Here is a 22725-nt window from a genome sequence, read left to right as displayed (position 1 = left end):
TGTGACCAGTTCAATCCCTCTCATGGAGGCAAGTCATGTCCAGTTTGGTTATCTATGGGAACGAGTTCGCCGGCCATATTGAGAACGGTCTGGTTCCACAATCCTTCAAGTATCGATTCCTCGCAGAAGGAGACTCTTGGATGGATCGAAGCGCCATGTTCAGCACTTCTTTGCTACAGCAACTCGCCCCTGCGATGGACGCGGGCGGAGACGATGTTTTGATCATCAACGTGGCAATGTTTGGTGACACGATGCGCAGAATTGGTGACTGCGCCAAGCGCGACTTCAAAATGTGGGTGAACACGCAGTTCAATTGGAAGTTTGATGGATTGCTGCTTAGTGCCGGTGGCAACGACTTCATCGATGCGGCACGTGACCCAGGCCCTGGACAAGGCATCCTGCGCGATTTTTCCGCAAACCCCATTCCTGCCAATGGTCGTGATTGCTTAAACCCAACTGCAGTGCAGGCGTTAACCACTCAATACATGGATCCATGTTTCGCAAAGCTATACCAGGTCGTTCAGTCGAGCCGGCATGCGAATGTCCCCATTTTTCTTAACTGCTACGACACTCCGACTGCACGGAATGCCCCCGCAATTCGAAACGGGCGGTCGTGGCTGTTTGATTCATTCGTCAAGAACAACATCCCGCCGGGCTATTGGCATGATCTAACTGATGAGATTTTTAAGGACGTCCGAGCTACGGTCGAGGCATGGGCTTACCCGCGAAACAACCTCATTCTGGTTCCAACTTGCGGTACGCTGACCCCGGCGGTTGCAGGTGAAACTGGAAGCAGCAACGATTGGCTCAATGAAATTCATCCCAATGAATCTGGATGGCAAAAACTTGCCAAAGTTTGGCAGCAGACGATCAAAGCGAATTTGCCGTGACACCCAATTGGTTAGGCGGGAGCTTCTAGCTCCCGGCCCCACCACACCACATCCACCATTCTGGTTGAACGTGCATGGACTCGCTACACTTCAGAGTCAAATTGGGCTGTAGCCCTCTTCAATACTGCGTAAGCCGCTATCGAAATCGCAGCACAGGCAGTGCTCAAGGCCTGCGCCCAGTTCCAGACCGGCGCGCAACCCGCGTCGGCCATCGGTGGCAAGAAGAGCTGGTAGAACGACGCTAAGCGGGTGGCGTTTTTGTTTGAGCTGTATCAGCGGTACACCAGCCTGCTGCCAGCCGATGGAGTTCCACGTATGGGGAAACCAATTATGGCAATGGCTTGCAGGCAAATTTATTTTTAGTTAATATAACAAACGTTATAACTTGAAAGATTGAACCATGTCTGCACTCAAACTCACCCAAATTGGCAATTCGGTGGGGGTCATTTTCCCCAAGGAGTTGCTGGCGCGCTTGAAAGTGGAAAAGGGTGACACCCTATTTTGGACCGAGGCAGCCAATGGAGTCACGTTGACGCCCTACGACCCTGAACTGGAAGAGCAACTCCAGGCTGGCCGCGAGTTCATGCATGAATACCGGGACACTTTTCATCAGTTGGCCAAGTGAGCGACTGGAAATGGCTCAATCGCAAGGTCTTGCTGTTGCTGCACGACGAAAGCCTGGCCGAACACGGCGGTGCCAGTGGCTTGCGAGACGAAGGGCTTCTGGACTCCGCGCTGGCGCGTCCGTTGAATCTGGCGCTGTACGAGCAACCTGACGTGGCAAGTCTGGCGGCCTCGTATGGTGTCGGACTCGCTAAAAACCATGCCTTTGTCGATGGGAACAAGCGGGCTGCATTTTTGGCCATAGGCTTGTTCCTGATGGTCAACGGGTTTCGTTTGAAGGCAACGCAAGCCGAAGCAACGCTGACGATCCTGGATGTCGCAGCCGGCGAGATCGACGAAGCCACATTGGCTCAGTGGATTCGTACGCACATTCAACCCCGTTAAGAGTAAACATATACCAGCGCGCACTACAGGCCAAGCTTCCGGCAGGTTTTCCTGCGTGAGGCGGACCTGTCAAAATCGCCTCGATGACATATTCCCGCACCCTCACCCGCCGCACGCTGTTGGCGGCTGCCACCAGCCTGAGCGCATTCGCCCTGCCCGCATGGGCACAAGCCAAAACCATGCTGCGTATTTCCACACCGGCTGTGCCCGATGCCTGGCACGCCAAGATGTGGACCGTGTTCAAAGACGCGCTGGACAAAGCCGCACCGGGCGAGTTCGACACGCAGATCAACCTCAATGCCACGCTGTTCAAACAAGGCGCAGAGCCAACCGCCATGGCGCGCGGCAACCTGGAGTTGACCTCGGTCTCTGCCGCCGATCTGGCCAAGCTGGTGCCCGAGTTTTCGGTGTTTACGGCGGGCTACATCCTGCGCGACCCGGCGCACCAGCAAAAGGTGTTTGGTGGCCCCATTGGCGCGGAGCTGTTCAAGACCGTGTCGGACAAAATGGGCATCACCATTTTGTCCACCTGCTACCTGGGCACGCGCCAGCTCAACCTGCGCGAAGCGCGCAAGGTGCAGACGCCTGCCGACCTGAAAGGCATCAAGCTGCGCATGCCGGGCTCCAAAGACTGGCTGTTTTTGGGCAACGCCCTGGGCGCCACCGCCACGCCGCTGGCCTTTGGCGAGGTGTATCTGGGCCTGAAGACCGGCACAATTGATGGCCAGGACAACCCCCTGCCCAGCGTGCGCGCCGCCAAGTTTTATGAAGTAACCCAACAGATTGTGCTGACCAGCCATTTGGTCGATAGCCTGTTCATTGCCATTTCCAACAAAACCTGGAATGCACTGAGCAGCGCGCAAAAGCAAAAAGTCAGCGCAACTGCCCATACCGCCGCCGTGTACAACAACGACAACACGGTTCAGGAAGAAGCCAATTGGTGGACTTCTTCAAAAAACAGGGCCTGCAGGTCAACACGCCCGATGTTGCGGCCTTTCGCAAATCCGTGCAAGCCACCTACCAGGCTTCGGATTACGCCAAGACCTGGCCCAAAGGTCTGGTTGAACGCATCAACGCCACGCAATAGCCCACTCCATGTTCCATGGATTCAAGACCGCTGCCAATGCCATTGGCGGCACCCTGTTTCTGGCGCTGTTTGGCGTCTTTTTGGTGCAAATCGGGGCGCGCTTTGGCTTCAACCAGCCCCTGCCATGGACGGACGAGGCGGCCGTCGTTCTCTACATCTGGGTCATTCTGTGGGCGGCGGCTTTTATGGTGCCCGAACGCGAACACGTGGTGTTTGATCTGGTGTGGAACAGTATGGGCCGGCGCACTCGCCAGGTCATGCTGATTGTGGGCAACCTGATGATTGGCGGCCTGGCGCTGGTGGGCCTGCCCGCCACGTGGGACTATGTGCACTTCATGGCGCGCGAGGGCACGCCCGTGCTGGAAATACCGATGATGTGGGTGTACCTGCCCTTTGTGCTGCTGATGGTGGCGCTGGTGGTGCGCAGCACCTGGGCGATTTGGCAGGCGGTGCGAGGTGAGAGTCTGGAAACAGAACTGCGTAATTTGTCATGAACATGGGCATCATGGCACTCGTGTGCGTATTGGTAGCCGGCATGCTCCTGCGCATGCCCATCGGCTTCTCCATGCTGGTCTCTGGCTTTGCCTACCTGCTGGTCAAGGGGCAAGACCTGGGCTTGGTGGCCGAGCAGGTGGGCAATGGCTTGTACAACAGCTATGTGCTGCTGGCGGTGCCGCTGTTTGTGTTTGCGGCCAACATCATGAATGCGGGCACGGTCAGCGAGCGCATTTTTGACTTCTGCCGCATTCTGGTGGGGCGCATGCGTGGTGGGTTGGCGCAGGTGGATATTTTGGTCAGCGTCATCTTCTCGGGCATGAGCGGTAGCGCCATTGCCGATGCGGCGGGGCCAGGCTTGGTGACCATCAAACAGATGCTCAAAAAGCCCGAGTATTCGCGCGGCTTTGCCGGTGCGGTGGTGGTGGCCAGCGCTACGCTGGGTCCGATTATTCCGCCATCCATTCCCATGGTGATTTATGCGCTGGTGTCGGGCGCATCGGTGGGGGCGCTGTTCTTGGGTGGGGTGGTGCCCGGCTTCTTGATGGCGGTGCTGATGATGGTGGTGGTGCATGTGATTGCCACGCGGCGCAACATGCCGCGCGAGGAACCGGTGCCGATGCGCGAGTGGCCAAGCATTTTGTTTCGGGGTGCGCTGCCGCTGTCGATGCCCATTGTGTTGCTGGGCGGCATTTACTCTGGCGTATTTACGCCCACCGAGGCCGCAGCCGTGGCCGCGTTGCATGCGCTGATATTGGCGGGCGTGGTGTACCGTGCACTGACATGGCGCACGTTTTGGGGCGTGGTGATGGAGTCCACGCGGGGCAGTGCCGTTATCACACTGATACTGGCAGGCTCCTTCATGCTGAACTACGCCTTTACTGCCGAGGGTGTGCCGCAGGCGATGGCGCAGTGGGTAGAGAGCATGCACCTGGGCCAGGTGCCATTTTTGCTGCTGGTGAACGTGATGTTCCTGGTACTGGGCTGCTTTTTGGATGTGTCGGTGTTGCTGCTGGTATTTGTGCCCATGTTGCTGCCGGCGGCCAAGCTGCTGGGCATTGACCTGGTGCACTTTGGCGTGCTGGTGGTGCTGAACATGATGATCGGGCTGATTCACCCGCCCTTTGGCATGCTGCTGTTTGTGACCAAGGCGCTCACCGGCATTCCCATTGGCGAGATGATGAAGGAAGGCTGGCCGTTTCTGGTGATGCTGCTGTTGCTGCTGCTGGCCATCACGCTGTACCCGCCCATCGTGCTGTGGCTGCCACAGACCATGGGCTACCAGACCCAGTAAGAAGGGCTACCGGGCTACCGGTCAGAGCGGTATCAGATCAGGCCACATTGGCAGGGCGCACTGGGGCCTGCCAAGTTGCGCAACCCGGCGGGGTCGACCAGATCCACCACCCGGCCAGAACCACTGATGAGGCGCAACTCGCGCAAGTGGCGCAGCACCCGCGACAGCGTCTCAGGTGCGATACCCAATTGGGCCGCAATGGCGCGCTTGCGCAGCTGCAGCTGGACCATGCAGCCGCCTTTGTCGCTGGGTTCGGCGTGGTTAAGCAGCCATTCGGCACAACGCGCCTCGGCGTCTTTGGCCAGGCGGCTGACGGCCAATTCGGTCTGCTGGCGGTGCGCGCGGGCAATATCGAGCAACATGGATTGCACGCCTGACTCGCAGGTGTCCAGGCAGTCCCGAAAGGCGGGCAGCGACACGTGGCGCAAGCTCACTTCGGTCAGCGCCACGGCATCCACCGCACTGCGTACATTCAAAACGGCTGCGGTGGCCTCCAGCCAAGCAGGCCCTTCGACAAGACCCAACTGGTGTTCAATGGTTCCGGCAGCGTCGTGCGCGCCCAGAACGCCAAGCGCAACCCGGCCCGATTCAATATAAATGACCGTATCGGTAGCGGTAGAACGCCGCAGCAACACGGTTCCCTTCACCACGGTTTCGGCAGGGTGTTCGGACAAAGTGGTTTGGACGGCAAGCATGGTCGGGACTTTGCCGTGACCAAGGTCAAGCCATATTGAGCAGGATCAAACAATGATGCAGACAAAATCAGTGTTTACCCCTGTTCTGCATTTTGAAACAAATTGATACATCAAACCACCAAGATCGCGCGGAAATCGTTCACGTTGGTGAAAGTTGGCCCGGTGATCAGCAAATCACCCAGGGCCAAAAAGTAGCCATAGGCATCATTGCGATCCAGATAGTCTTCTACTGCCATGCCTTGCGCTTGGGCGCGCGCCAGGGTATCGGGTACCACCCAGGCGCCAGCGTTGTCCTCTACGCCGTCAATGCCATCGGTATCCGCTGCCAAGGCGTACACACCGGCCTGCCCTTGCAGGGTCTGCGCCAGGCCCAGGCAAAACTCACCAGCCCGCCCGCCCCGCCCTCTGCTGACTCCCACCGGTTGGGCGCGCAGGGTGACCGTGGTTTCACCGCCACTTAGCAGCACGCAGGGCCGGACAAAGGGTTGACCGTGTTGGGCTACGGCACGTGCCAATGCGGCGTGAACCCGGCCCACTTCGCGTGATTCACCCTCCATTTCATCACTCAAAATATAGGCCGCCACACCGGCTGCACGGGCCGCCTGCGCGGCCGCTTCCAGCGATTGGCGCGGCGTAGCGATCAGGTGCACCGCGTTGCGGGCAAACACTGCAGCACCCGGCTTGGGCGTTTCCAGCATTCCGGCTTGCAGGCGCCGGGCCAACGCATCCGGAATGGCAATGGCGTAGCGCTGCAATATCTCCAATGCTTGGGCACAGGTGGTGGGGTCGGGCACCGTGGGGCCGCTGGCGATGACCGATGGATCGTCGCCCGGCACATCGCTGATGAGCAGCGTAACCACCCGCGCCGGTGCGCAGGCTGCAGCCAGGCGCCCGCCCTTGATGGCAGAGAGGTGCTTGCGCACGCAATTCATCTCGCCAATCGTGGCGCCGCATTCCAGCAAAGCGCGGCTAATGCGCTGCTTGTCGTGCAGCTGCAATCGACCGCCCTCCCACTGCGCGGGCAGGCTCAGCAAGGCCGAGCCGCCACCTGATACCAGACAGATCACCAGGTCGCTCTCAGTCAAACCTTGCGTCAGGTCCAATATGCGTTGCGCGGCCACTTGGCCTGCTGCATCGGGCACCGGGTGGGCGGCTTCCACTACCTCAATGCGCGAAACGGCGGCCAGTGCAGCACGGGGTGGCACATGGCCATAGCGCGTGACCACCAGTCCACTCAAGGATACGTTCTGCGGCCACGCAGCCTCCAACGCCTGTGCCATGGCGGCACTTGCCTTGCCGGCACCCAGCACCAGCGTGCGTGCGCCGGGCTGCGTGGGAGGTGTTGGCAAGAATGCGGCCAACCGGTGGGCTGGCAGGGCGTGTTCAACTGCCGTGCGGTAGAGTGCTTGCAGAAATTGCCGTGGCGCGGTGTGCGGGTCCGGTAGTGGCATGGCAATTACTCAATGGCCCCGCCACCTTCAAACCAGGCACGTATCAGGCCGCGCTCAGCTTCGGTGATGTCGGTGGCATTGTTCAAGGGCATGGTTTTGGCCACTGCCGCCTGTTGGTAGATGCCCTGCGCGTGCTGCTGCACCCCTTGGGGCGAATCCAGCCGCACATTCTTCATCTGAACCGCCTCGCCATGGCACTGGTAGCAACGTTGCGCCAGGATGGGTTGCAAAGTCTTGTAGCCAATTGAACCCCCAGCCCTCGTGGAATCTACGTGAGTAGCTCCTGAATTCATAGTGTCTGTTGAAGTAACCGAAGCCGGTCGAAGCCACACCAACACACCCGCAATCGCCACCACGCCCCCCATCGCATACGGCCAGGGGTGGCCGTTGCGCCCCAGCTTGAAACCATGGCGCAGCACGAAGAATTGGCGAATAGCGGCGCCGGCGAACATCATCAACACCAGCACCAGCCAGTTTTGCGGGTGCGTGTGGGTAAAGCTGTAGTGGCCACTCAACATCGCAAACAGCACCGGCAGCGTGAAATAGGTGTTGTGCACGCTGCGCTGCTTGCCGCGCTTGCCGTGGATGGGGTCCACGGGCCGCCCGGCAGTGATGTCGGCCACCACCGTCTTTTGGCCAGGAATGATCCAGAAGAACACATTGGCACTCATGGCGGTCGCCATCATGGCACCCACCAGCAAAAAGGCCGCGCGCCCGGCAAACCAGTGGCAGGCCAGGTAAGCGGCCACCGCCACCAAGAGCGCCACCAGAGCGCCGACAATGGTGTCACCGTTCTGGCGCTGGCCAAACACGCGGCAAATGCCGTCGTATGCAAGCCAAAACACCACCAAAAAAGCCAGAGCAACCGCAATGGCGGCCGAGGCCGACCAGTCCATCACCGACTTGTCGACCAAATAGGTACTGGCGCTCCACAGGTAGGACACGGTGAACAGCGAAAAACCGCTCAGCCAGGTGCTGTAGCTCTCCCAGTAAAACCAGTGCAGGTGCTTGGGCAATTGCGGTGGCGCCCCCGCAAATTTGACCGGATGGTAGAAGCCGCCACCATGCAGTGCCCACAACTCGCCACTCACGCCCTGGCGCTTCTGATCGTCATCCTCGGGCGGTGTGAGGCTGCTGTCCAGAAACACAAAGTAGAAGGATGAACCAATCCAGGCAATGGCGGTGATGACGTGGACCCACCGCAGCAGCAGGTTGGCCCAGTCCAGCAGGTAACTTTCCATGAGATGTGTTCTCCGAGGCGCGACGGCAAAGTGTATACACTTTTGCCACTCCGTGTAGGCCTACGCGGCAAAGATTTACAACGAAAGGGGCAATTACATTCGCCCTCTCATCCGGAGACAAACACCATGAAAAACGAATGGTACAAATTAAGCCCCAGCGACCCCGTTGGTGGACTCACTGTGGTTCGAATCGGAGTGGCGTTGATCATTTTGATGCACCCACTGCACGGATTCGCCCACATGGAAGACATCCCGCGTTTTGGCGAATACCTCAGCGCGCTGGGCTACCCCATGGGCCTGCAGTTGGCCTGGATGGTATTGCTGATTCAAACCGCTGCCAGCCTTGCGTTGATCATTGACCGCTGGGTGATACCCGCCTGCTTGGTACACATCGTGGTCGTCTGCTTTGGCTTGGTGCACGTGCACATGCAAAACGGCTGGTACGTGGTCGGACCGGGTCAGGGCGGCATGGAATGGGGGTTTATTTTGCTGGTCTGCCTGTTTGGTGTGCTGTGGGCTTACTGGCCGCGCAGTGCAAAAGCACCTGCGTAATACGGCTTCACAGTGCCATGTAGCGCCCGGCCCGATGGTTGGTGGCCAGGGTCTGATTCAGCACAACGGCACCCAACACCGACAGCGCGGTGTACCACCATTCCACCACCGCAAATGAACACAGCACGATGGCGCAGTCCAGCGCCATTTGTATACGCCCCGCGCGCCAGCCAAAGCGCTCTTGCAGGTACAAAACCAGCACGTTCAAGCCACCCAAACTGGCCCGGTGCCGGAACAAAATCAGCATGCCAGCCCCCATCAGCAGCCCACCCATGATGGCGCTGAATACCGGATTGAGGACATCAAAATGCACTAGCTTGGGTAACACATTCGTCAGCAGTGTCATCAGCATCACAGCGATACCGGTTTTGACCGTAAACGCCTTGCCCATACGCTTCCAGGCAAGGCCAAAAAAAGGCACATTGACCGCAAAAAACAGCAGGCCGAAGTTCCAACCGGTGGCGTAATGCAATAAGAAAGCCACCCCGGTCATACCCCCGGTGAGCAGGCCGGTTTGCCCAAACATGCTGATACCAAGCGCGACAAACAGGGTGCCTGTGAACAGGGCCTGCATGTCTTCGTAGGTTCGGTGTCTGGGGGATGTTGGCGCGCTGGACTGCATGTATGAAGTATCGCACCGGTGCATCGCCACCCTGCAGCACGACCTTACCCAGCCACTTGCAAAATTTGCGCTGCCACGGCCACCGCAATGACTTCGGGGCGCTTGTCCGCAATGCCCGGCACACCAATCGGGCAGGTCACGTGGGACAGTTCTGCTTCGGTAAATCCACGGGCTTCCAAGCGCTGGCGAAACGACGCCCACTTGGTCTTGCTGCCAATCAGGCCCACATAAGGCAAGTCACCCCGGGTGCGTTGGCGCGCCAAACAGGCGGCCACCACATCCAGGTCTTCGGCGTGGCTGAAGCTCAGGATCAGCACCCGCGATTGTGGCGCCAAATCAGCCACTGCTGCCTGCACTGGGTCGGAATGCTCGCAACACACATTGGCGGGCAGGCCACCGGGAAAGATTTCGTCGCGGCTGTCAATCCAGGTGATATCCACGGGCAAATGCAGCAGCACCTGCACCAAGGCACGCCCCACATGGCCGCCACCAAACAGAGCCACGGGCGTGCGCAGTTCGGCCAATGCGTTGCACAGACGCGGTGCATCACTGGCCTGGACGCGTTCAAACTGCAACACAACATCACCCCCACAACACTGGCCCAGACTGGGGCCCAGGGCGTAGCGCACCCTATCCGTCGCAACGTTTGGCTCTTGCAGCAGGTGCCGAGCGTGGGCAATCGCTTCCCATTCCAGACGTCCGCCACCCACGGTAGCAATGGTGGTGTCGGCAAAGACTGCCATCCAGGCACCGGCCTCGCGTGGCGTGGAGCCACGGGTGGAGCGCACAGTGACCAACACGGCGGGCGTATGGGCCAGATGTTGCAGCAAAAGCGTCAAATCACTCACATTCAGATACCTATTGCGTTGACCAAAGTGGCCCCTGACGCGTTAGAGTGGGGCCAACCTGCGCAGAGTATGCCCGTGCAACCCGAGATGCCCACCACCATGCCCGTCTACCCACAGCCACCCCACTATTGCCTTCACCCCAAGGCGGGGAGAGTTCGCGCGTATTGGGCCATGGCACTCGCGTCGCTGCTTTTGGTGTCCTGCACCAGCGAACCCGTCAAACCGTCACCCGAGACCAGCACGATGCCAGAATCCGCAACACAGACTACTACAACACCCAACGCGCCGCCGTCCCCAACGAACGCCCGCACGCCGCGCGAATACCGCCGCTTCGCCGCCAGCCACCTCTACGCCAAAAACAGCCACCGCATCTTCGAAGGCAAACTGCCACCCATGCTGTACGCCATTGGCGTACTACAGGTAGACATCAACAAGCAGGGTGCCGTCATGGCCTTGCACTGGATGCGTGCACCCAAACATGCACCCGAGGTGATGGCCGAGATTGAACGTACCGTGCGCCAGGCAGCGCCCTATCCGGCGCCAGCCATAATGGGGCGCGTAACGTATACCGACACCTGGTTGTGGGACCAAAGCGGCAAGTTCCAGCTGGATACGCTCACCGAAGGTCAGCTGTAGTAAATGAGGCGACTCAACGTCGCCTTGTTCGGCTTGGACAAGAGAGGCTGCTCAGCCAGTCTGAGGGTTCGCGCGGTTGACAGCATCCGACCAGCCACAGATACTGGTACTCGAAATACACTATTTAAATCCCGACAAGGAGCCCGATGATGACAAGTCCCGCCTTCGTTCGCACGTTGCTGGCCGCAATCACCCTCACCGCCTGCGCCAGTGCCGCCTGGAGCCAGGAGGTGGTGCTCAAGGTAGCGCACTTTCTACCGCCCGGCTCCACCGCGCACGCCAAGTTCATCACGCCCTGGTGCGACAAGATCAACAAGGAGTCGGCTGGCAAGCTCAAGTGCCAAATTTACCCGGCCATGCAGTTGGGCGGTACGCCACCGCAGTTGATTGACCAGGCGCGCGACGGCATTGCCGACATCGTCTGGACGCTGCCGGGCTACAGCGCCGGGCGGTTTCCGGCCGTCGAGGCGTTTGAACTGCCCTTCATGACCAAGACCGCCGAAGGTTCCAGCCGTGCATTGTGGGAGTACGTTCAGGTCAACAAGTTGGACCAGACCGAGTTCAAGGACGTCCATCCAATTTTGTTTCACGTGCATGACAAGGGTCAATTGCACTTGGTCAAGGGGCCTATCAAGACCATGGCCGACTTCAAGGGCTTGAAGCTGCGCGCACCCACGCGCCAGACCAACAAGTTCCTGGCGGCTCTGGGCGCTACCCCAGTGGGCATGCCGGTGCCGCAGGTGTCGGACGCCTTGTCCAAGGGCGTGATCGACGGCGCCATGCTGCCCTGGGAAGTGGTGCCCTCGGTCAAGGTGCAAGAGTTGGTAAAGTTTCACAGCGAGAGCGATCCCAATTCGCGCGCGATGTACACCACCGCTTTCATTTTCGCCATGAACAAGGCCAAATATGACAGCCTTTCGCCCGAGTTGAAGAAGGTGATTGACGCCAATAGTGGCGCTGAAGCCTCGGCCTGGGTGGGCAAGGTGTGGGATCAGTCGGCCACCGGCGCACGCAAGCTGGCAGCCGATCGCGGCAACCAGTTCAACACCATCGGGCTGGACGAGTTGCGCAAGTGGGAGCAGGCCGGTCAGGTGGTGGTTGACTCCTGGGTCAACGAAGTCACGGCCAAAGGCTTTGACGGCAAGTCCTTGCTCAAAAGCGCGCACGATTTGATCCAGAAATACGACCCTCAATAGTTCCCTGCCGCGTGGGCTGAAAGGCCGCGCGCGTCTGAGGGCGTGTCAAGGCAATTTCCTCGCGCAACGCGGCCTGAAGCAGGCAAAACCCGGGGAACTCTTGCATTCTTCTTAAGGACTCCACTTGGCCGAATCTCTTGGCACGCCGTTGCCACCGCCACCCGATGCGTTCGGACGCTGGCTGTTCTACGTATCACGCGGTTTTGCAGCAGTGGGCGGGATGATTTTGGTAGCCATCACGCTGATGTCGGTGGCCAGCATCGCCAGCCGCTTCCTGACCTCCAAGGGCTTGCAAGGCGACTTCGAACTGGTGCAACTAGGCTGCGCGGTGGCGGTGGCTGCGTTTCTGCCTTGGGGCCAGATGCGCGGCAGCCATGTGATGGTGGACTTTTTCACGGAGCGTCTCGCCCAGCGCTCCAAACACGCACTTGATGCACTGGGCGCACTGCTGCTGGCCCTGTGCTCCGCAGGAGTGGCCTGGCGTATGGTCATTGGCACCCTGGAGCTGCGTGCCAGCCAGGAAAGCTCCATGCTGCTGGGCGTGCCAACCTGGTACGCCACGCTGCTCATGACGCCTTCATTTGCCTTGCTCGCGCTCACAGCGCTTTACAGTGCCTGGGTCAAGTGGCAGGAGCGTACGCCATGAGCGGCACCGCCATTGGCGTTAGCTTTTTTGGCGTAATGCTGCTGCTGCTGGCCCTGCGCGTGCCGATTGCCATATCGATGTTCATCACCGGCGTGGCGGGTTACGTCACCATGGCCGGATGGGCGCCGCTGCTGAGCTACCTCAAAACCGTGGCCTACGGGCGCTTCTCGGTGTACGACCTGTCGGTGGTGCCGCTGTTCTTGCTGATGGGCTCGTTTGCGTCGCGCGGCGGCTTGTCCAAGGCGCTGTTTGGTGCGGCTGGCTCGCTCATCGGCCACTGGCGCGGCGGCATGGCCATGGCTGCGGTGGGCGCCTGTGCCGGATTTGGGGCCATTTGCGGCTCGTCACTGGCAACCGCCGCCACCATGGGTCAAGTGGCGCTGCCAGAATTGCGGCGCTTGAAATACTCGGATGGTCTGGCCACCGCCACATTGGCGGCCGGCGGCACGCTGGGTATTTTGATTCCACCATCCATTGTGCTGGTGATCTATGCCATTCTGGCCGAGCAGAACATCGCCAAACTATTTACCGCAGCAATGGTGCCTGGCATCATTGCTGCGCTGGGCTACATGGTCGCCATCGGCATCTACGTGCGTGTGTACCCTGGCTCAGGTCCGGCTGGCCCGCGTTGCAGTTGGGCCGAACGCTTGCGCGCCCTCATCGACGTGTGGCCAGTACTGCTAATTTTTGTGCTGGTGATCGGCGGTATTTATGGTGGCGTTTTCACCCCCACCGAGGCTGCCGCCGTAGGCGCACTGGGCACGGGAGTGATCGCGGTGACCAAGGGCATGCGCCTGGGTGGGTTGATGGATTGCCTGTACGCCACCGCAGAGGCCAGCGCCATGATCTTCCTGATCCTGCTCGGCGCCGATGTGCTCAATGTGTTCCTGGCCCTGTCACAGATGCCAGCCGAGCTGGCCACCTGGGTGCAGGGCTCGGGACTGCCGCCCTTGCTGGTGTTGCTGGCCATCATCGTGATCTACGTGTTTCTGGGCTGCGTGATGGACAGCTTGTCGATGATTCTGCTGACGATCCCGATTTTTCTTCCAATCATCATGGGGCTGGACTACTGGGGCCTGAACCCAACCGACAAGGCAATTTGGTTCGGCATTCTGGCGCTGATGGTGGTCGAGATCGGGCTGATCACGCCGCCGGTGGGTATGAACGTCTACATCATCAACAGTCTGGCGCGCGACGTGCCAATGTCGGTGACGTTTCGCGGCATCGTACCGTTCATGATCTCTGACGCGGTGCGCGTGCTGCTGTTGATTTTCTTCCCGGTGCTGAGTTTGTTCCTGGTTCGTTGGATGGGTTGAGCATGAACTCCATCGCTCCCATGAACGCGGCCCAGACCCTGCTCGAAGCGGGTGCGGCCCAGGCCATTGCGCTCGAGTGTGGCGACGAGCGGGTTAGTTATGCCGACTTGCGCACGCGCGTGCGCAAGTCGGCGGGCAGCTGGCGTGCGCTGGGCTTGCAGCCCGGTGAGCGGGTGGTGGTGCTGGCGCCCGACAGCATTGACTGGGTGGTGGCCTACCTGGGCGTGATCTGGGCCGGTGGCGTGGCCATTGGCGTCAACCCGCGCTTAAGCGCTGCCGAGTTGGGGCCCATTTTGCAGGAAAGTGACGTGCGATTTGTCTGGCACGAGGCTGACAGCCAGGTTGTGCTGGCAAGCCTGGTGGCCGCCATGGACCCGGCGCCGGTTTTGGTGGCCAGTGGTGCGCAAAATTCATTTTGGTGCCGCGCGCTCGCGCAGGCCGACCCGATCGAGCCGCTACTGCAGGACGCACAGGCGCCCGCATTGTGGATTGGCACTTCGGGCACGACGGGTGTATCCAAGGGCGTGATTCACGCCCAGCGGGTGGCACTGCAACCGCATGCCTTCGCCACGGGTGTGCTTGGCCTGCGTCCGACTGACCGGCTGTATGCGAGCTCCAAACTGTTCTTCGCCTACGCCTTGGGCAATAGCCTGCTGGCCGGATTGCGTGCTGGCGCCACGGTGATCTTGGACCGGCAGTGGCCCGAAGCCGAGCGCGTGCTGGCGATGGTGCGCCAGCACCACCCGACCATCGTGTTTTGCGTGCCCACGCTTTACAGCCGAATGTTGCAAAGCGGAGTGGCCCAGCAACTCGGTCAACAAAATATTCGCCAGGTTGTCTCAGCCGGTGAGTTCTTGCCGGCGTCGGTTCGCAGCGCTTGGCGTGAGGCAACGGGCCAGCAGATCGTCAGTGGCTACGGCACGTCCGAGACGCTGTGTCTGATGCTTTACAGCGACAGTGATCAGGGCTGGCTACTCCCCACGCCCGGCACGCAACTGCGTCGCGATCCGGGTGCCGATCCAGCGCTTCCGCAGCGCATCTGGCTGCGCAGCAGCACCGTAGCGCTGGGCTACTGGAACCGGCCGCAAGCGCAAGCCGACGGTTTTCAGGACGGTTGGTACTGCCCGGGTGACATGTTCTTGCTCCGGGACGGCGGCCGACTCGAATACGCCGGGCGCAACGACGATATGCTCAAGATCAGTGGACGCTGGGTCAGCACACTGTGGGTCGAACAGGCGCTAGGCCAAGCGGGCGGGCCGAGCCTGCAGCAACTGGCGTGCATAGGCGTTTCAACTGATGCTGGGCTTACCGCCCTGGCCTTACTGGCAGTGGCAGTGCCGGGGCAACAAGCGGTGGCGGCGCAGCGCATCGAGGCAGGCATTGAGGCCTTGCCGCCTTACCGCAGACCGCACTGGGTGCATTGGGTCGACGCGCTACCCCTGACCGCCACCGGCAAATTGCAGCGCGCGCGACTGCTGGGCTTGCACCGGGCGGCGCTGGCGCTCGAAGCGGCCAGCACATGAGTGGGCTGCACAGTTTTCATGCGGAGGGTTTTTAAGTACCGTCAGTCACAAATGCAACCGGATTTCACGCCACGGTAGCGCATTTGGCGACGCTACGCGCCATTCCGTCTTAAAGCGGATGCGCCCGCACCACGGGCTTTAGACACTGCACTCCTCGAATCATTTTCAGGAGTCTGCAATGCAAGCTTTCACCATTCTTCGGCGTGTCCGCCTGTTGACGGTCAGCGCCGTCTTTGTCGGTCTGGCCAGCACCGCCAGCGCCATCCCCGAGCCGCAGTTTCAAAGCGCTTTCAAGGTATTTTTGCAAGCAGGTTCCGGCGACAACAGTGCCATTGCCCCTGCCGCAGAAGCCTTTTCGGAATTGGTCAAAACAGAGCCTACCAACCCGGTGCTGCTGGCCTATGCGGGCGCCGCCACCGCCATGAAGGCCACCACCACCTGGCTGCCCTGGAAGAAGATGGGCTTCGCCGAAGACGGTTTGGCGCAGTTGGACAAGGCACTGACTCTGCTCACGCCCGCGCACAACGCCCCCGTGCAAAACGGCACCCCCGGCGTGCTGGAGGTGAAATTTGTCGCGGCCAACACCTTTCTGGCCGTACCCGAGTTCATGCACCGCAAAGAGCGTGGCACAAAACTGCTGAACGACGTGGTGAGCAACCCGCTGTTGGCTGGCGCGCCACTGGGTTTTCGCGGTAGCGTCTGGATCAAGGCGGCCAAAGAAGCCAGCAAAGCCGAAAACACCCCGGATGCCAAGCGCTACCTGGACCTGATCGTGCAGCAGCAGGCACCCCAGACCGCGCAGGCACAAGCTCTGCTGAAGAGTCTTGCACCATGAACCCTGCTCACCAACCTGTCGTGGCACTGCACGGCGTGCACAAAACGTACCGCTTGGGCCAGCACGTGATTGCCGCCCTGCAGGGCGTGGACCTGACCGTGCAGCGCGGCGAACTGCTGGCGCTGACTGGCCCGTCGGGCAGCGGCAAGAGCACCATCCTCAACCTGTGCGGGCTGATTGACACGCCCGATTCGGGCGAGATTGCGCTGGACGGCCAGAGTGTGAACGGCCTCAATGAAAACCAACGCACGCTCTTACGCCGCGATGCGTTGGGCTTTGTGTTCCAAAGCTTCAACCTGGTACCGGTGATGACGGTAGCCGAGAACGTGGACTACCCACTCTTCCTGGCTGGCGTACCCGCAGCCGAGCGGCGCGAACGCGTAGCGGCACAACTCCAAGCCGTGGGCCTGCAAGACCACGCACATCACCGCCCCGATGCACTCTCGGGTGGCCAACGCCAGCGCGTGGCCATTGCCCGCGCCCTGATCAAGCGGCCCCGCCTGGTGATTGCCGACGAGCCCACGGCCAGCCTGGATTCGCACACCGCCGACCAGGTGCTGGGCCTGATGCGCGAACGCGGCCACGCCGAAGGTGCGGCATTTGTCATCGCCACCCACGACAGCCGGTTGACCCTGCGCTGCGACCGCGTGGTGGCCCTGCTGGACGGAAGGATTCAATCATCATGAACAACACCATGGGCATGTGGCTCAAATTTGCCATTCAAAACACCCTGCGCAACCGCCGCCGCTCGCTGGTCACGGTGTCGATTGCTGCGTTGGGTACTGCCGCCATTTTGCTGGCCGGTGGCTTTGCGCTTAGCACCTACCAGGCGCTGGCCCAGGCTGCGGCGCGCAGCAGCGGCCACCTGATTCTGGGCACACCGGCCCAGTTCACGCAAGATGAAGACATGCCACTACAGCATGGCCTGGACAACGTAGCGCAGTTGCGCACCCAATTGCTGGCCGACCCCGCAGTGCGCCAGGTGCTGCCCAAAATTGCAATCAACGGCCTGATCAGCAACGGCGACAAATCCACCATCATGATGGCCACCGGTGTAGAACCGGACAGCGAGTTTGGCGTCAAAGGCCCGTTCCTGACCATGACGGCCGGCCAAGTGCTCGCCTCGGGCAGCACAGACGCAGAAGTCATGTTGGGCGCAGGCCTGGCACGCAGCCTCAAGGCCACGCCCGGCAGCAGCCTCACGCTCTTGACGAGCACCACCGAAGGCGCCATAAACGCGATGGACGTTCGCGTCAAAGGCATCTTCTCCACCGGGGTGCCGGACATCGACAAGCGCTTGGTCTACACCGACATCGTCACGGCGCAAAAGCTGCTGGTCACCCAACGTGTCTCCAGCCTGGGCATCTTTCTGGACCGCATGGAATCCACAGAGCCCGTGCAGCAACGCCTGGCGGCCCAGTTTCCGCAACTGACGGTGCAGACCTGGATGGACCAGGCCTTCTTCTACCAGTCGGTGCGTGATTTGTACAACCGTATCTTCGGCGCGTTGGGCTTCATCATTGGCGTCATCGTGGTGTTTGTGGTGACCAATGCCATGGCCATGGCCATCATTGAACGCACCCGTGAGATCGGCACGCTGCGTGCCATGGGCACGCTGCCGGGCCAACTGCTGCGCACGCTGGCGTTGGAAGGCATGGTGCTGGGCGGCGTGGGTGCGGTGACGGGTGCTGCGCTGTCGCTGGGACTCTCGCTGATGCTGTACGTGGTGCCGGTCAACATGCCCGCGCCGCCTGGCCGCTCGGAAGGCTATCCACTCACCATTGCCATCGACCCCACGATGTACATCGCCACACTGGCCACCATGGTGCTGCTGACCATGCTGGCGTCCAGCTGGGTAGCGCGCAAGACCGTGAACATGGCCGTGGTGGATGCGCTTGCGCATACGTGACGCTATTATTTTTATAGTGCATTACGTAAACCCGACGAGGGCTAGAGTCCGATTTTTCATAAGACTATTCAGGAAACACCATGCAACGCACTTTCTTCACCGCCCTGGCTGCACTGGCTTTAATCGCCGCTGCCACCGCTCCTGCCCACGCGCAGGACATCAACGCCCTGCTCAAGGACGCTGACCACTACCGCATGAGCGCGGACAACCTGCAGGTCGAAACCCAAATCAGCGTCTTCAACACCGACGGCAGCCCCGACAAGGAACGCCGCTACACCGTCTTTGCCCAGGCAGACCGCAAATCCCTGGTGCTGATGCAGTCGCCCGTGGAAAAAGGCCAGAAGGTGCTGATGCTGGGCGACGACTTTTGGCTGGTCATGCCCGGCAGCCAGCGCCCCATGCGCATCACACCCATGCAGAAGCTGCTGGGCGACGCCTCTACCGGCGACATTGCCACCCTGCGCTGGGCCGGCGACTACACCGGCCAATTGGTGGGCGAGGAACCCTGCACGACTGACGCAAAAGCCCCAATGTGCCTGCACTTGAGTCTTCAGGCAGCCCGCAAGGGCGTAACCTACCAGCGCATCGAGTTGTGGATTGGCAAAGCTCACCACGAACCGGTGCGCGCCGACCTGTTTGTGCAGTCCGACAAACTGGCCAAGCAGGCGCGCTTTGTGGTGGACAAAAACGCCAAACCGGCTTCTGTGTCGGAGATGGTGTTGATGGACCAGTTGAGCAACAAGAAAGAAACGCGCATCAAGTACCTGGCCCGCAAGGACCGCACCGTGCCCGGGGAATGGCTCAACCCCATGTTTTTGGCCCGCAACACCACGTTGGAGTGAGCATGCGCAAGTCTGCTTTTACCGTGGTGTGCGCCGTGTCGGTGTTGGCCGCCCTGGCACCACCAGCGGCTCACGCCGACAGCACCGATTTTTCTGGCCAGATCCATGCGTACCACACCATGCAACCGTCCAGCAATACGTTGCAGGCCGAACTGCTTGGCAATACAACGCTGGGCACGGTCACCCTTCACGCAGGTGCAACCATGCAGGCACAGCAGGGGGACGAGGCCCCTGGTATCACCCCAAGCCGTTTCAACGAAGCCTATGCACAAGGCTCCGCCGTGGGCTGGCTGTGGAGCGCGGGTAAACGGGTGGTGGCATGGGATGTGGGCTATGGCTTTCGCCCCAACGACATGGTGCAGCAGGAAGTGCGGCGCACCCTGGTACCCGAGCCGCTGGAAGGCCGCCCGCTGCTGATGGCCGAACGTTTTGACGCCGACACAGCCTGGTCGGTGGTTTGGGTCAACCCCACGCAAGAGGCGTTTGCCACCGGTGCGCAAGAAGCCGCGCTGGCCGCACGCGCCTACTGGCACAGCGGCGCGGTGGACTGGCACGTCTTTGCCCGTCAGGGAGAGCGCAGTGGCGCCAGCCTGGGCATTGCGGCATCCTGGGTGGCCAGCGACGCGCTGGAGCTGCATGCCTCGGTGCGGGGTGACCAACAACTCGTTGGCGGAACCTGGACCTTTGAGCAACAAATCAGCCTGCTGGTGGAGGCCTGGCCCAAGAATGTGTATGCCCGCGTGAGCTGGCAGCATGAGCGCTGGCAACCGGCGCTGGATGTCTTGTACATGCCAGCCGATCAGGGGGTGCTGGCCACGGCCTCGGTGGCATGGACCGGTGAGCGCGTCAGTATTGCGATGGGGCTGCGCACCACCGCCGGGCCCGATAGCGCCACGGTGCGCCACATGCCGTATCAGCGTCAGGGGTATGTGGTGGCGACCTGGGCTTTTTGAAGCCGCAAGCGCGGGTCAAATCACCGCCAGCCGGTGGCTCATGTCCAGCATGCGGGTGGCCAGAACGGTGCCCACAGCCATGCACATCGCCAGCGCAACGTGGGCATTGGCGTGGGAGAGTTGGTCAAAATTAGCTGGGGTCAGCACCCACACTTTGCAGTCGCTGTAGGCCGACACGGCCGCACTGCGCGCCAGGTGCGAGAAGAAACTGCCCTCGCCCACCACGCTGCCCGGCCCCACGATGGCCAGGTGGATGATGCCCTTGGGCGTGTGCATGTCCACCTTCAGGTCGCCAGACTCCAAAAAATACAACTTGCGATCAGTATCGCCCTGGCCAATCAGCAGTTCCCCGCGCTTGCGGGTGAGCGGTTGCATATAGTCGGCCAACACCGCCCAGCGAAAAGGCTCCAGGTGTTTGGCCAACCCCCCGGGTTCGATGTTGCGGGCAATGGCGGCGATCAGGCCAGAAACATCGGGCTGTTGCGCATTTGAAGTGGGGCTGGTCATGGCAGTCTTTCCAAAGTAAAAAAACCCTGAAAACCGGACCTATCTTGCCGCGTATAAAAAGAAAACGCAACTCTCCCTTCACGATTTTTCAGGTGCAGGAAGTTCTGCCGGTGCCAGGCCGGTCAGCGCTGGGCCATTGCCGCTTCAGGAACCCCGGTACGTGGAATAACTCCAGGGGCTGACCAGTAGTGGCACGTGGTAATGCTGGTCGGCATGGGCCACGCCAAAGTCCAGGCTGACCCGGTTCAAAAAGTTGGGCTCAGGCAAGGCCACGCCGCGCGCCTTGAAGTAGCCCGCCACATCAAACACCAGCCGGTAGGTGCCTGTGCGCAGGCTGGCGTGCTCAATCAACATGCCGGCGGGGTTGCGACCATCCGGGTTGAGCACGAATGATGTAACCAGCGTGGCCACGTCGTCCTGCGTGGTGTACAGCGCCACCGCCATGCCCGCTGCCGGGGTGCCGTGCATGGTGTCCAGTACGTGTGTGCTCAAGCCCATGGCGGCATCCTTTTGGTCGGTTTCGGTGGTAATCTCAAAGTGTATACACTTTTTGGATTTGTAGCTATCATGCGCCGCATGGACTCCACCACCACCGGTTTCATTGTTGAATCCCTGACCCGCTCCATCGTGGAGCACCGCCTGCAACCCGGCGCCAAGTTGGTCGAGCAAACCCTGGCTGACCAGTTTGGGGTATCGCGCACCCTGATTCGCCAGGCCCTGTTCAAGCTCTCGCAAAACCGCCTGATCCGCATGGAGCCGGCGCGCGGCGCTTTTGTAGCCGCGCCTTCAGTCACTGAGGCCCGGCAGGTGTTTGCCGTGCGCCGCATGGTGGAGGCCGGCATGACCCAGGCGTTTATCCGACAAGCCACCATCGAGCACATCAACGCCCTCAAAGACCACATCCTGGAAGAAGAAGGCGCCGTGATGCGCGGTGACGTGTCCGGGCGCACCGTGCTGCTGGGTGACTTTCACGTGCACATGGCGCAGCTCATGGGCAATGAGGTGTTGGCCCATTTGATGATGGATTTGCTCTCGCGCTGCGCCCTCATCACCCTGATGTACCAATCCGCCGGTGCAGCCGAGCATTCGCACGCAGAGCACCGCGCCATTGTGGCCGCCCTGGAGGCGCGCGACGAAGCACTGGCCTTGCGGTTGATGGACGAACACCTGTGCCATGTGGAAGCCTCACTCACCCTCACGCCATGAACCACTACGACAGCACCCAGCCCTACCCGCGCGACCTGATCGGTTACGGCAAACAACCACCCCACGCGCAGTGGCCCGGCGGCGCCCGTGTGGCAGTGCAGTTTGTGCTGAATTACGAAGAAGGCGGCGAGAACTGTGTGCTGCATGGCGATGCGGATTCCGAGCAATTTCTCTCCGAAATGGCCAACCCCGCCAGCTACCCGGACCGGCACATCAGCATGGAGGGTATTTACGAATACGGCTCGCGTGCCGGTGTCTGGCGCATCCTGCGCGAATTTGAGCAGCGCGGCCTGCCGCTCACCGTTTTTGGCGTGGGCATGGCCTTGCAGCGCCACCCCGAGCTGACCGCCGCCCTGATGGAGCTGGGCCACGAGATTGCCTGCCACGGCTGGCGCTGGATTCATTACCAAAACGTGGACGAAGCCACCGAACGCGAACACATGCGCTTGTGCATGGACGCCATCACCCAACTCACCGGCACCCGCCGGGACGATCCGAACGCCGTACACGGCGTGGGCTGGTACACCGGGCGCGACAGCCCGCGCACCCGCCGCCTGGTAGCCGACTACGGCGGCTTTGAATACGACAGCGATTACTACGGCGACGACCTGCCCTTTTGGATGCAGGTGCAAAAGACCGATGGCACGGTGGTGCCGCAGCTCATCGTGCCCTACACGCTGGATTGCAACGACATGCGCTTTGCCCTGCCCCAGGGTTATGCGTATGCCGACCCGTTCTTCCAGTACCTCAAAGACACGTTCGACGTGCTCTATGCCGAAGGCGATGCAGATGGACTCAACGCCCCCAAGATGATGAGCATTGGCATGCACTGCCGCCTGTTGGGGCGCCCCGGGCGCATCACCGCCTTGCAGCGCTTTCTGGATCACATTGGCCGGCACAACGACGTATGGGTTTGCCGCCGAGTGGACATTGCCCGGCACTGGAAAGCCACCCACCCCTTCACCGCATAAGA

The 22725-nt window shown here is 60.8% G+C and carries 26 protein-coding genes; 19 read left to right on the top strand and 7 right to left on the bottom strand.

What is annotated here, in order from left to right:
- Positions 1-35 precede the first annotated feature (35 nt).
- The 6 genes from IPI80_RS20010 (at position 36) to IPI80_RS19985 (ending at position 4774) form a co-directional block, all read left to right on the top strand.
- Positions 36-890, top strand: a complete 855-nt coding sequence (locus IPI80_RS20010; RefSeq protein ID WP_413862867.1) for a hypothetical protein — start codon at positions 36-38, stop codon at positions 888-890.
- A gap of 400 nt (positions 891-1290) precedes the next feature.
- Positions 1291-1515 (top strand): AbrB/MazE/SpoVT family DNA-binding domain-containing protein, encoded by a 225-nt coding sequence (locus tag IPI80_RS20005; RefSeq protein ID WP_413862865.1) that lies wholly within the window; start codon positions 1291-1293, stop codon positions 1513-1515.
- Positions 1512-1898, top strand: a complete 387-nt coding sequence (locus IPI80_RS20000) for a type II toxin-antitoxin system death-on-curing family toxin (RefSeq protein ID WP_413862863.1) — start codon at positions 1512-1514, stop codon at positions 1896-1898. The genes IPI80_RS20005 and IPI80_RS20000 overlap by 4 nt, the downstream gene beginning before the upstream one ends.
- Before the next feature lie 83 nt (positions 1899-1981).
- Positions 1982-3202, top strand: a complete 1221-nt coding sequence (gene dctP / locus IPI80_RS19995; RefSeq protein WP_413862862.1) for a TRAP transporter substrate-binding protein DctP — start codon at positions 1982-1984, stop codon at positions 3200-3202.
- The gene (locus IPI80_RS19990) at positions 3105-3479 is read left to right on the top strand and encodes a TRAP transporter small permease (protein WP_413863563.1); all 375 of its coding nucleotides are present in this window, start codon (positions 3105-3107) and stop codon (positions 3477-3479) included. Before dctP ends, IPI80_RS19990 begins: the two co-directional genes overlap by 98 nt.
- The gene (locus IPI80_RS19985) at positions 3476-4774 is read left to right on the top strand and encodes a TRAP transporter large permease (protein ID WP_413862860.1); all 1299 of its coding nucleotides are present in this window, start codon (positions 3476-3478) and stop codon (positions 4772-4774) included. Before IPI80_RS19990 ends, IPI80_RS19985 begins: the two co-directional genes overlap by 4 nt.
- 32 nt (positions 4775-4806) lie before the next feature.
- Here the strand turns inward: IPI80_RS19985 and IPI80_RS19980 are convergent, their stop codons facing one another.
- The 3 genes from IPI80_RS19980 to IPI80_RS19970 all read right to left on the bottom strand — a co-directional run bounded on the left by IPI80_RS19980 (position 4807) and on the right by IPI80_RS19970 (position 8161).
- Positions 4807-5469 carry a Crp/Fnr family transcriptional regulator gene (locus IPI80_RS19980; RefSeq protein ID WP_413862859.1) on the bottom strand — a complete coding sequence of 221 codons (663 nt, stop codon included), beginning with the start codon at positions 5467-5469 and terminating at the stop codon, positions 4807-4809.
- Between the two features lie 110 nt (positions 5470-5579).
- Positions 5580-6920 carry a glycerate kinase type-2 family protein gene (locus tag IPI80_RS19975; protein ID WP_413862857.1) on the bottom strand — a complete coding sequence of 447 codons (1341 nt, stop codon included), beginning with the start codon at positions 6918-6920 and terminating at the stop codon, positions 5580-5582.
- Between the two features lie 5 nt (positions 6921-6925).
- The gene (locus IPI80_RS19970; RefSeq protein ID WP_413862855.1) at positions 6926-8161 is read right to left on the bottom strand and encodes a urate hydroxylase PuuD; all 1236 of its coding nucleotides are present in this window, start codon (positions 8159-8161) and stop codon (positions 6926-6928) included.
- A gap of 126 nt (positions 8162-8287) precedes the next feature.
- On the opposite strand from IPI80_RS19970, the gene IPI80_RS19965 reads away from it, so the two are divergent.
- On the top strand, positions 8288-8713 hold the full coding sequence (locus IPI80_RS19965; protein ID WP_413862853.1) for a DoxX family protein: 426 nt from the start codon (positions 8288-8290) through the stop codon (positions 8711-8713).
- 7 nt (positions 8714-8720) lie between these two features.
- Here the strand turns inward: IPI80_RS19965 and IPI80_RS19960 are convergent, their stop codons facing one another.
- Positions 8721-9287, bottom strand: coding sequence for a YitT family protein (locus tag IPI80_RS19960; RefSeq protein WP_413862851.1), 567 nt, complete (start codon positions 9285-9287; stop codon positions 8721-8723).
- Positions 9288-9379: 92 nt separating this feature from the next.
- Positions 9380-10183: a xanthine dehydrogenase accessory protein XdhC gene (gene xdhC / locus IPI80_RS19955; RefSeq protein ID WP_413862849.1), complete on the bottom strand. Its 804-nt coding sequence runs from the start codon at positions 10181-10183 to the stop codon at positions 9380-9382.
- A 171-nt stretch (positions 10184-10354) separates the two neighbouring features.
- On the opposite strand from xdhC, the gene IPI80_RS19950 reads away from it, so the two are divergent.
- From IPI80_RS19950 to IPI80_RS19905, 10 genes are all read left to right on the top strand, one after another.
- Positions 10355-10819 (top strand): hypothetical protein, encoded by a 465-nt coding sequence (locus tag IPI80_RS19950; protein WP_413862847.1) that lies wholly within the window; start codon positions 10355-10357, stop codon positions 10817-10819.
- A gap of 149 nt (positions 10820-10968) precedes the next feature.
- Entirely contained in the window at positions 10969-12015 is a 1047-nt protein-coding gene (locus IPI80_RS19945) for a TRAP transporter substrate-binding protein (protein WP_413862845.1), read from the top strand.
- 124 nt (positions 12016-12139) lie between these two features.
- Positions 12140-12661 carry a TRAP transporter small permease gene (locus IPI80_RS19940; protein ID WP_413862843.1) on the top strand — a complete coding sequence of 174 codons (522 nt, stop codon included), beginning with the start codon at positions 12140-12142 and terminating at the stop codon, positions 12659-12661.
- Positions 12658-13977: a TRAP transporter large permease gene (locus IPI80_RS19935; RefSeq protein WP_413862842.1), complete on the top strand. Its 1320-nt coding sequence runs from the start codon at positions 12658-12660 to the stop codon at positions 13975-13977. The genes IPI80_RS19940 and IPI80_RS19935 overlap by 4 nt, the downstream gene beginning before the upstream one ends.
- 2 nt (positions 13978-13979) lie before the next feature.
- Entirely contained in the window at positions 13980-15500 is a 1521-nt protein-coding gene (locus tag IPI80_RS19930; protein WP_413862840.1) for an AMP-binding protein, read from the top strand.
- 178 nt (positions 15501-15678) lie between these two features.
- A complete protein-coding gene (locus IPI80_RS19925; protein ID WP_413862838.1) occupies positions 15679-16335 on the top strand; it encodes a hypothetical protein in 657 nt (218 codons plus the stop codon).
- Positions 16332-17021, top strand: a complete 690-nt coding sequence (locus tag IPI80_RS19920; RefSeq protein ID WP_413862837.1) for an ABC transporter ATP-binding protein — start codon at positions 16332-16334, stop codon at positions 17019-17021. The genes IPI80_RS19925 and IPI80_RS19920 overlap by 4 nt, the downstream gene beginning before the upstream one ends.
- Positions 17018-18244, top strand: coding sequence for an ABC transporter permease (locus IPI80_RS19915; RefSeq protein ID WP_413862835.1), 1227 nt, complete (start codon positions 17018-17020; stop codon positions 18242-18244). Before IPI80_RS19920 ends, IPI80_RS19915 begins: the two co-directional genes overlap by 4 nt.
- Before the next feature lie 80 nt (positions 18245-18324).
- Positions 18325-19086, top strand: coding sequence for an outer membrane lipoprotein-sorting protein (locus tag IPI80_RS19910; RefSeq protein WP_413862833.1), 762 nt, complete (start codon positions 18325-18327; stop codon positions 19084-19086).
- A 2-nt stretch (positions 19087-19088) separates the two neighbouring features.
- Complete coding sequence (locus IPI80_RS19905) at positions 19089-20039, top strand: hypothetical protein (RefSeq protein ID WP_413862832.1); 951 nt, start codon at positions 19089-19091, stop codon at positions 20037-20039.
- Positions 20040-20054: 15 nt separating this feature from the next.
- Here IPI80_RS19905 and IPI80_RS19900 read toward each other — a convergent pair whose 3' ends face one another.
- Positions 20055-20546 (bottom strand): Crp/Fnr family transcriptional regulator, encoded by a 492-nt coding sequence (locus tag IPI80_RS19900; protein ID WP_413862831.1) that lies wholly within the window; start codon positions 20544-20546, stop codon positions 20055-20057.
- Positions 20547-20690: 144 nt separating this feature from the next.
- On the bottom strand, positions 20691-21044 hold the full coding sequence (gene uraH, locus IPI80_RS19895) for a hydroxyisourate hydrolase (RefSeq protein ID WP_413862830.1): 354 nt from the start codon (positions 21042-21044) through the stop codon (positions 20691-20693).
- Positions 21045-21113: 69 nt separating this feature from the next.
- On the opposite strand from uraH, the gene IPI80_RS19890 reads away from it, so the two are divergent.
- Positions 21114-21752: a GntR family transcriptional regulator gene (locus IPI80_RS19890; protein ID WP_413862829.1), complete on the top strand. Its 639-nt coding sequence runs from the start codon at positions 21114-21116 to the stop codon at positions 21750-21752.
- Positions 21749-22723 carry an allantoinase PuuE gene (puuE, locus tag IPI80_RS19885; protein ID WP_413862828.1) on the top strand — a complete coding sequence of 325 codons (975 nt, stop codon included), beginning with the start codon at positions 21749-21751 and terminating at the stop codon, positions 22721-22723. The genes IPI80_RS19890 and puuE overlap by 4 nt, the downstream gene beginning before the upstream one ends.
- The last annotated feature ends 2 nt before the right edge of the window (positions 22724-22725 follow it).

This window comes from Candidatus Aalborgicola defluviihabitans, assembly GCF_016705985.1.
Classification (GTDB): Bacteria; Pseudomonadota; Gammaproteobacteria; order Burkholderiales; family Burkholderiaceae_C; genus Allorhodoferax; species Allorhodoferax defluviihabitans.
This window is presented reverse-complemented; position numbering and strand designations above follow the sequence as displayed.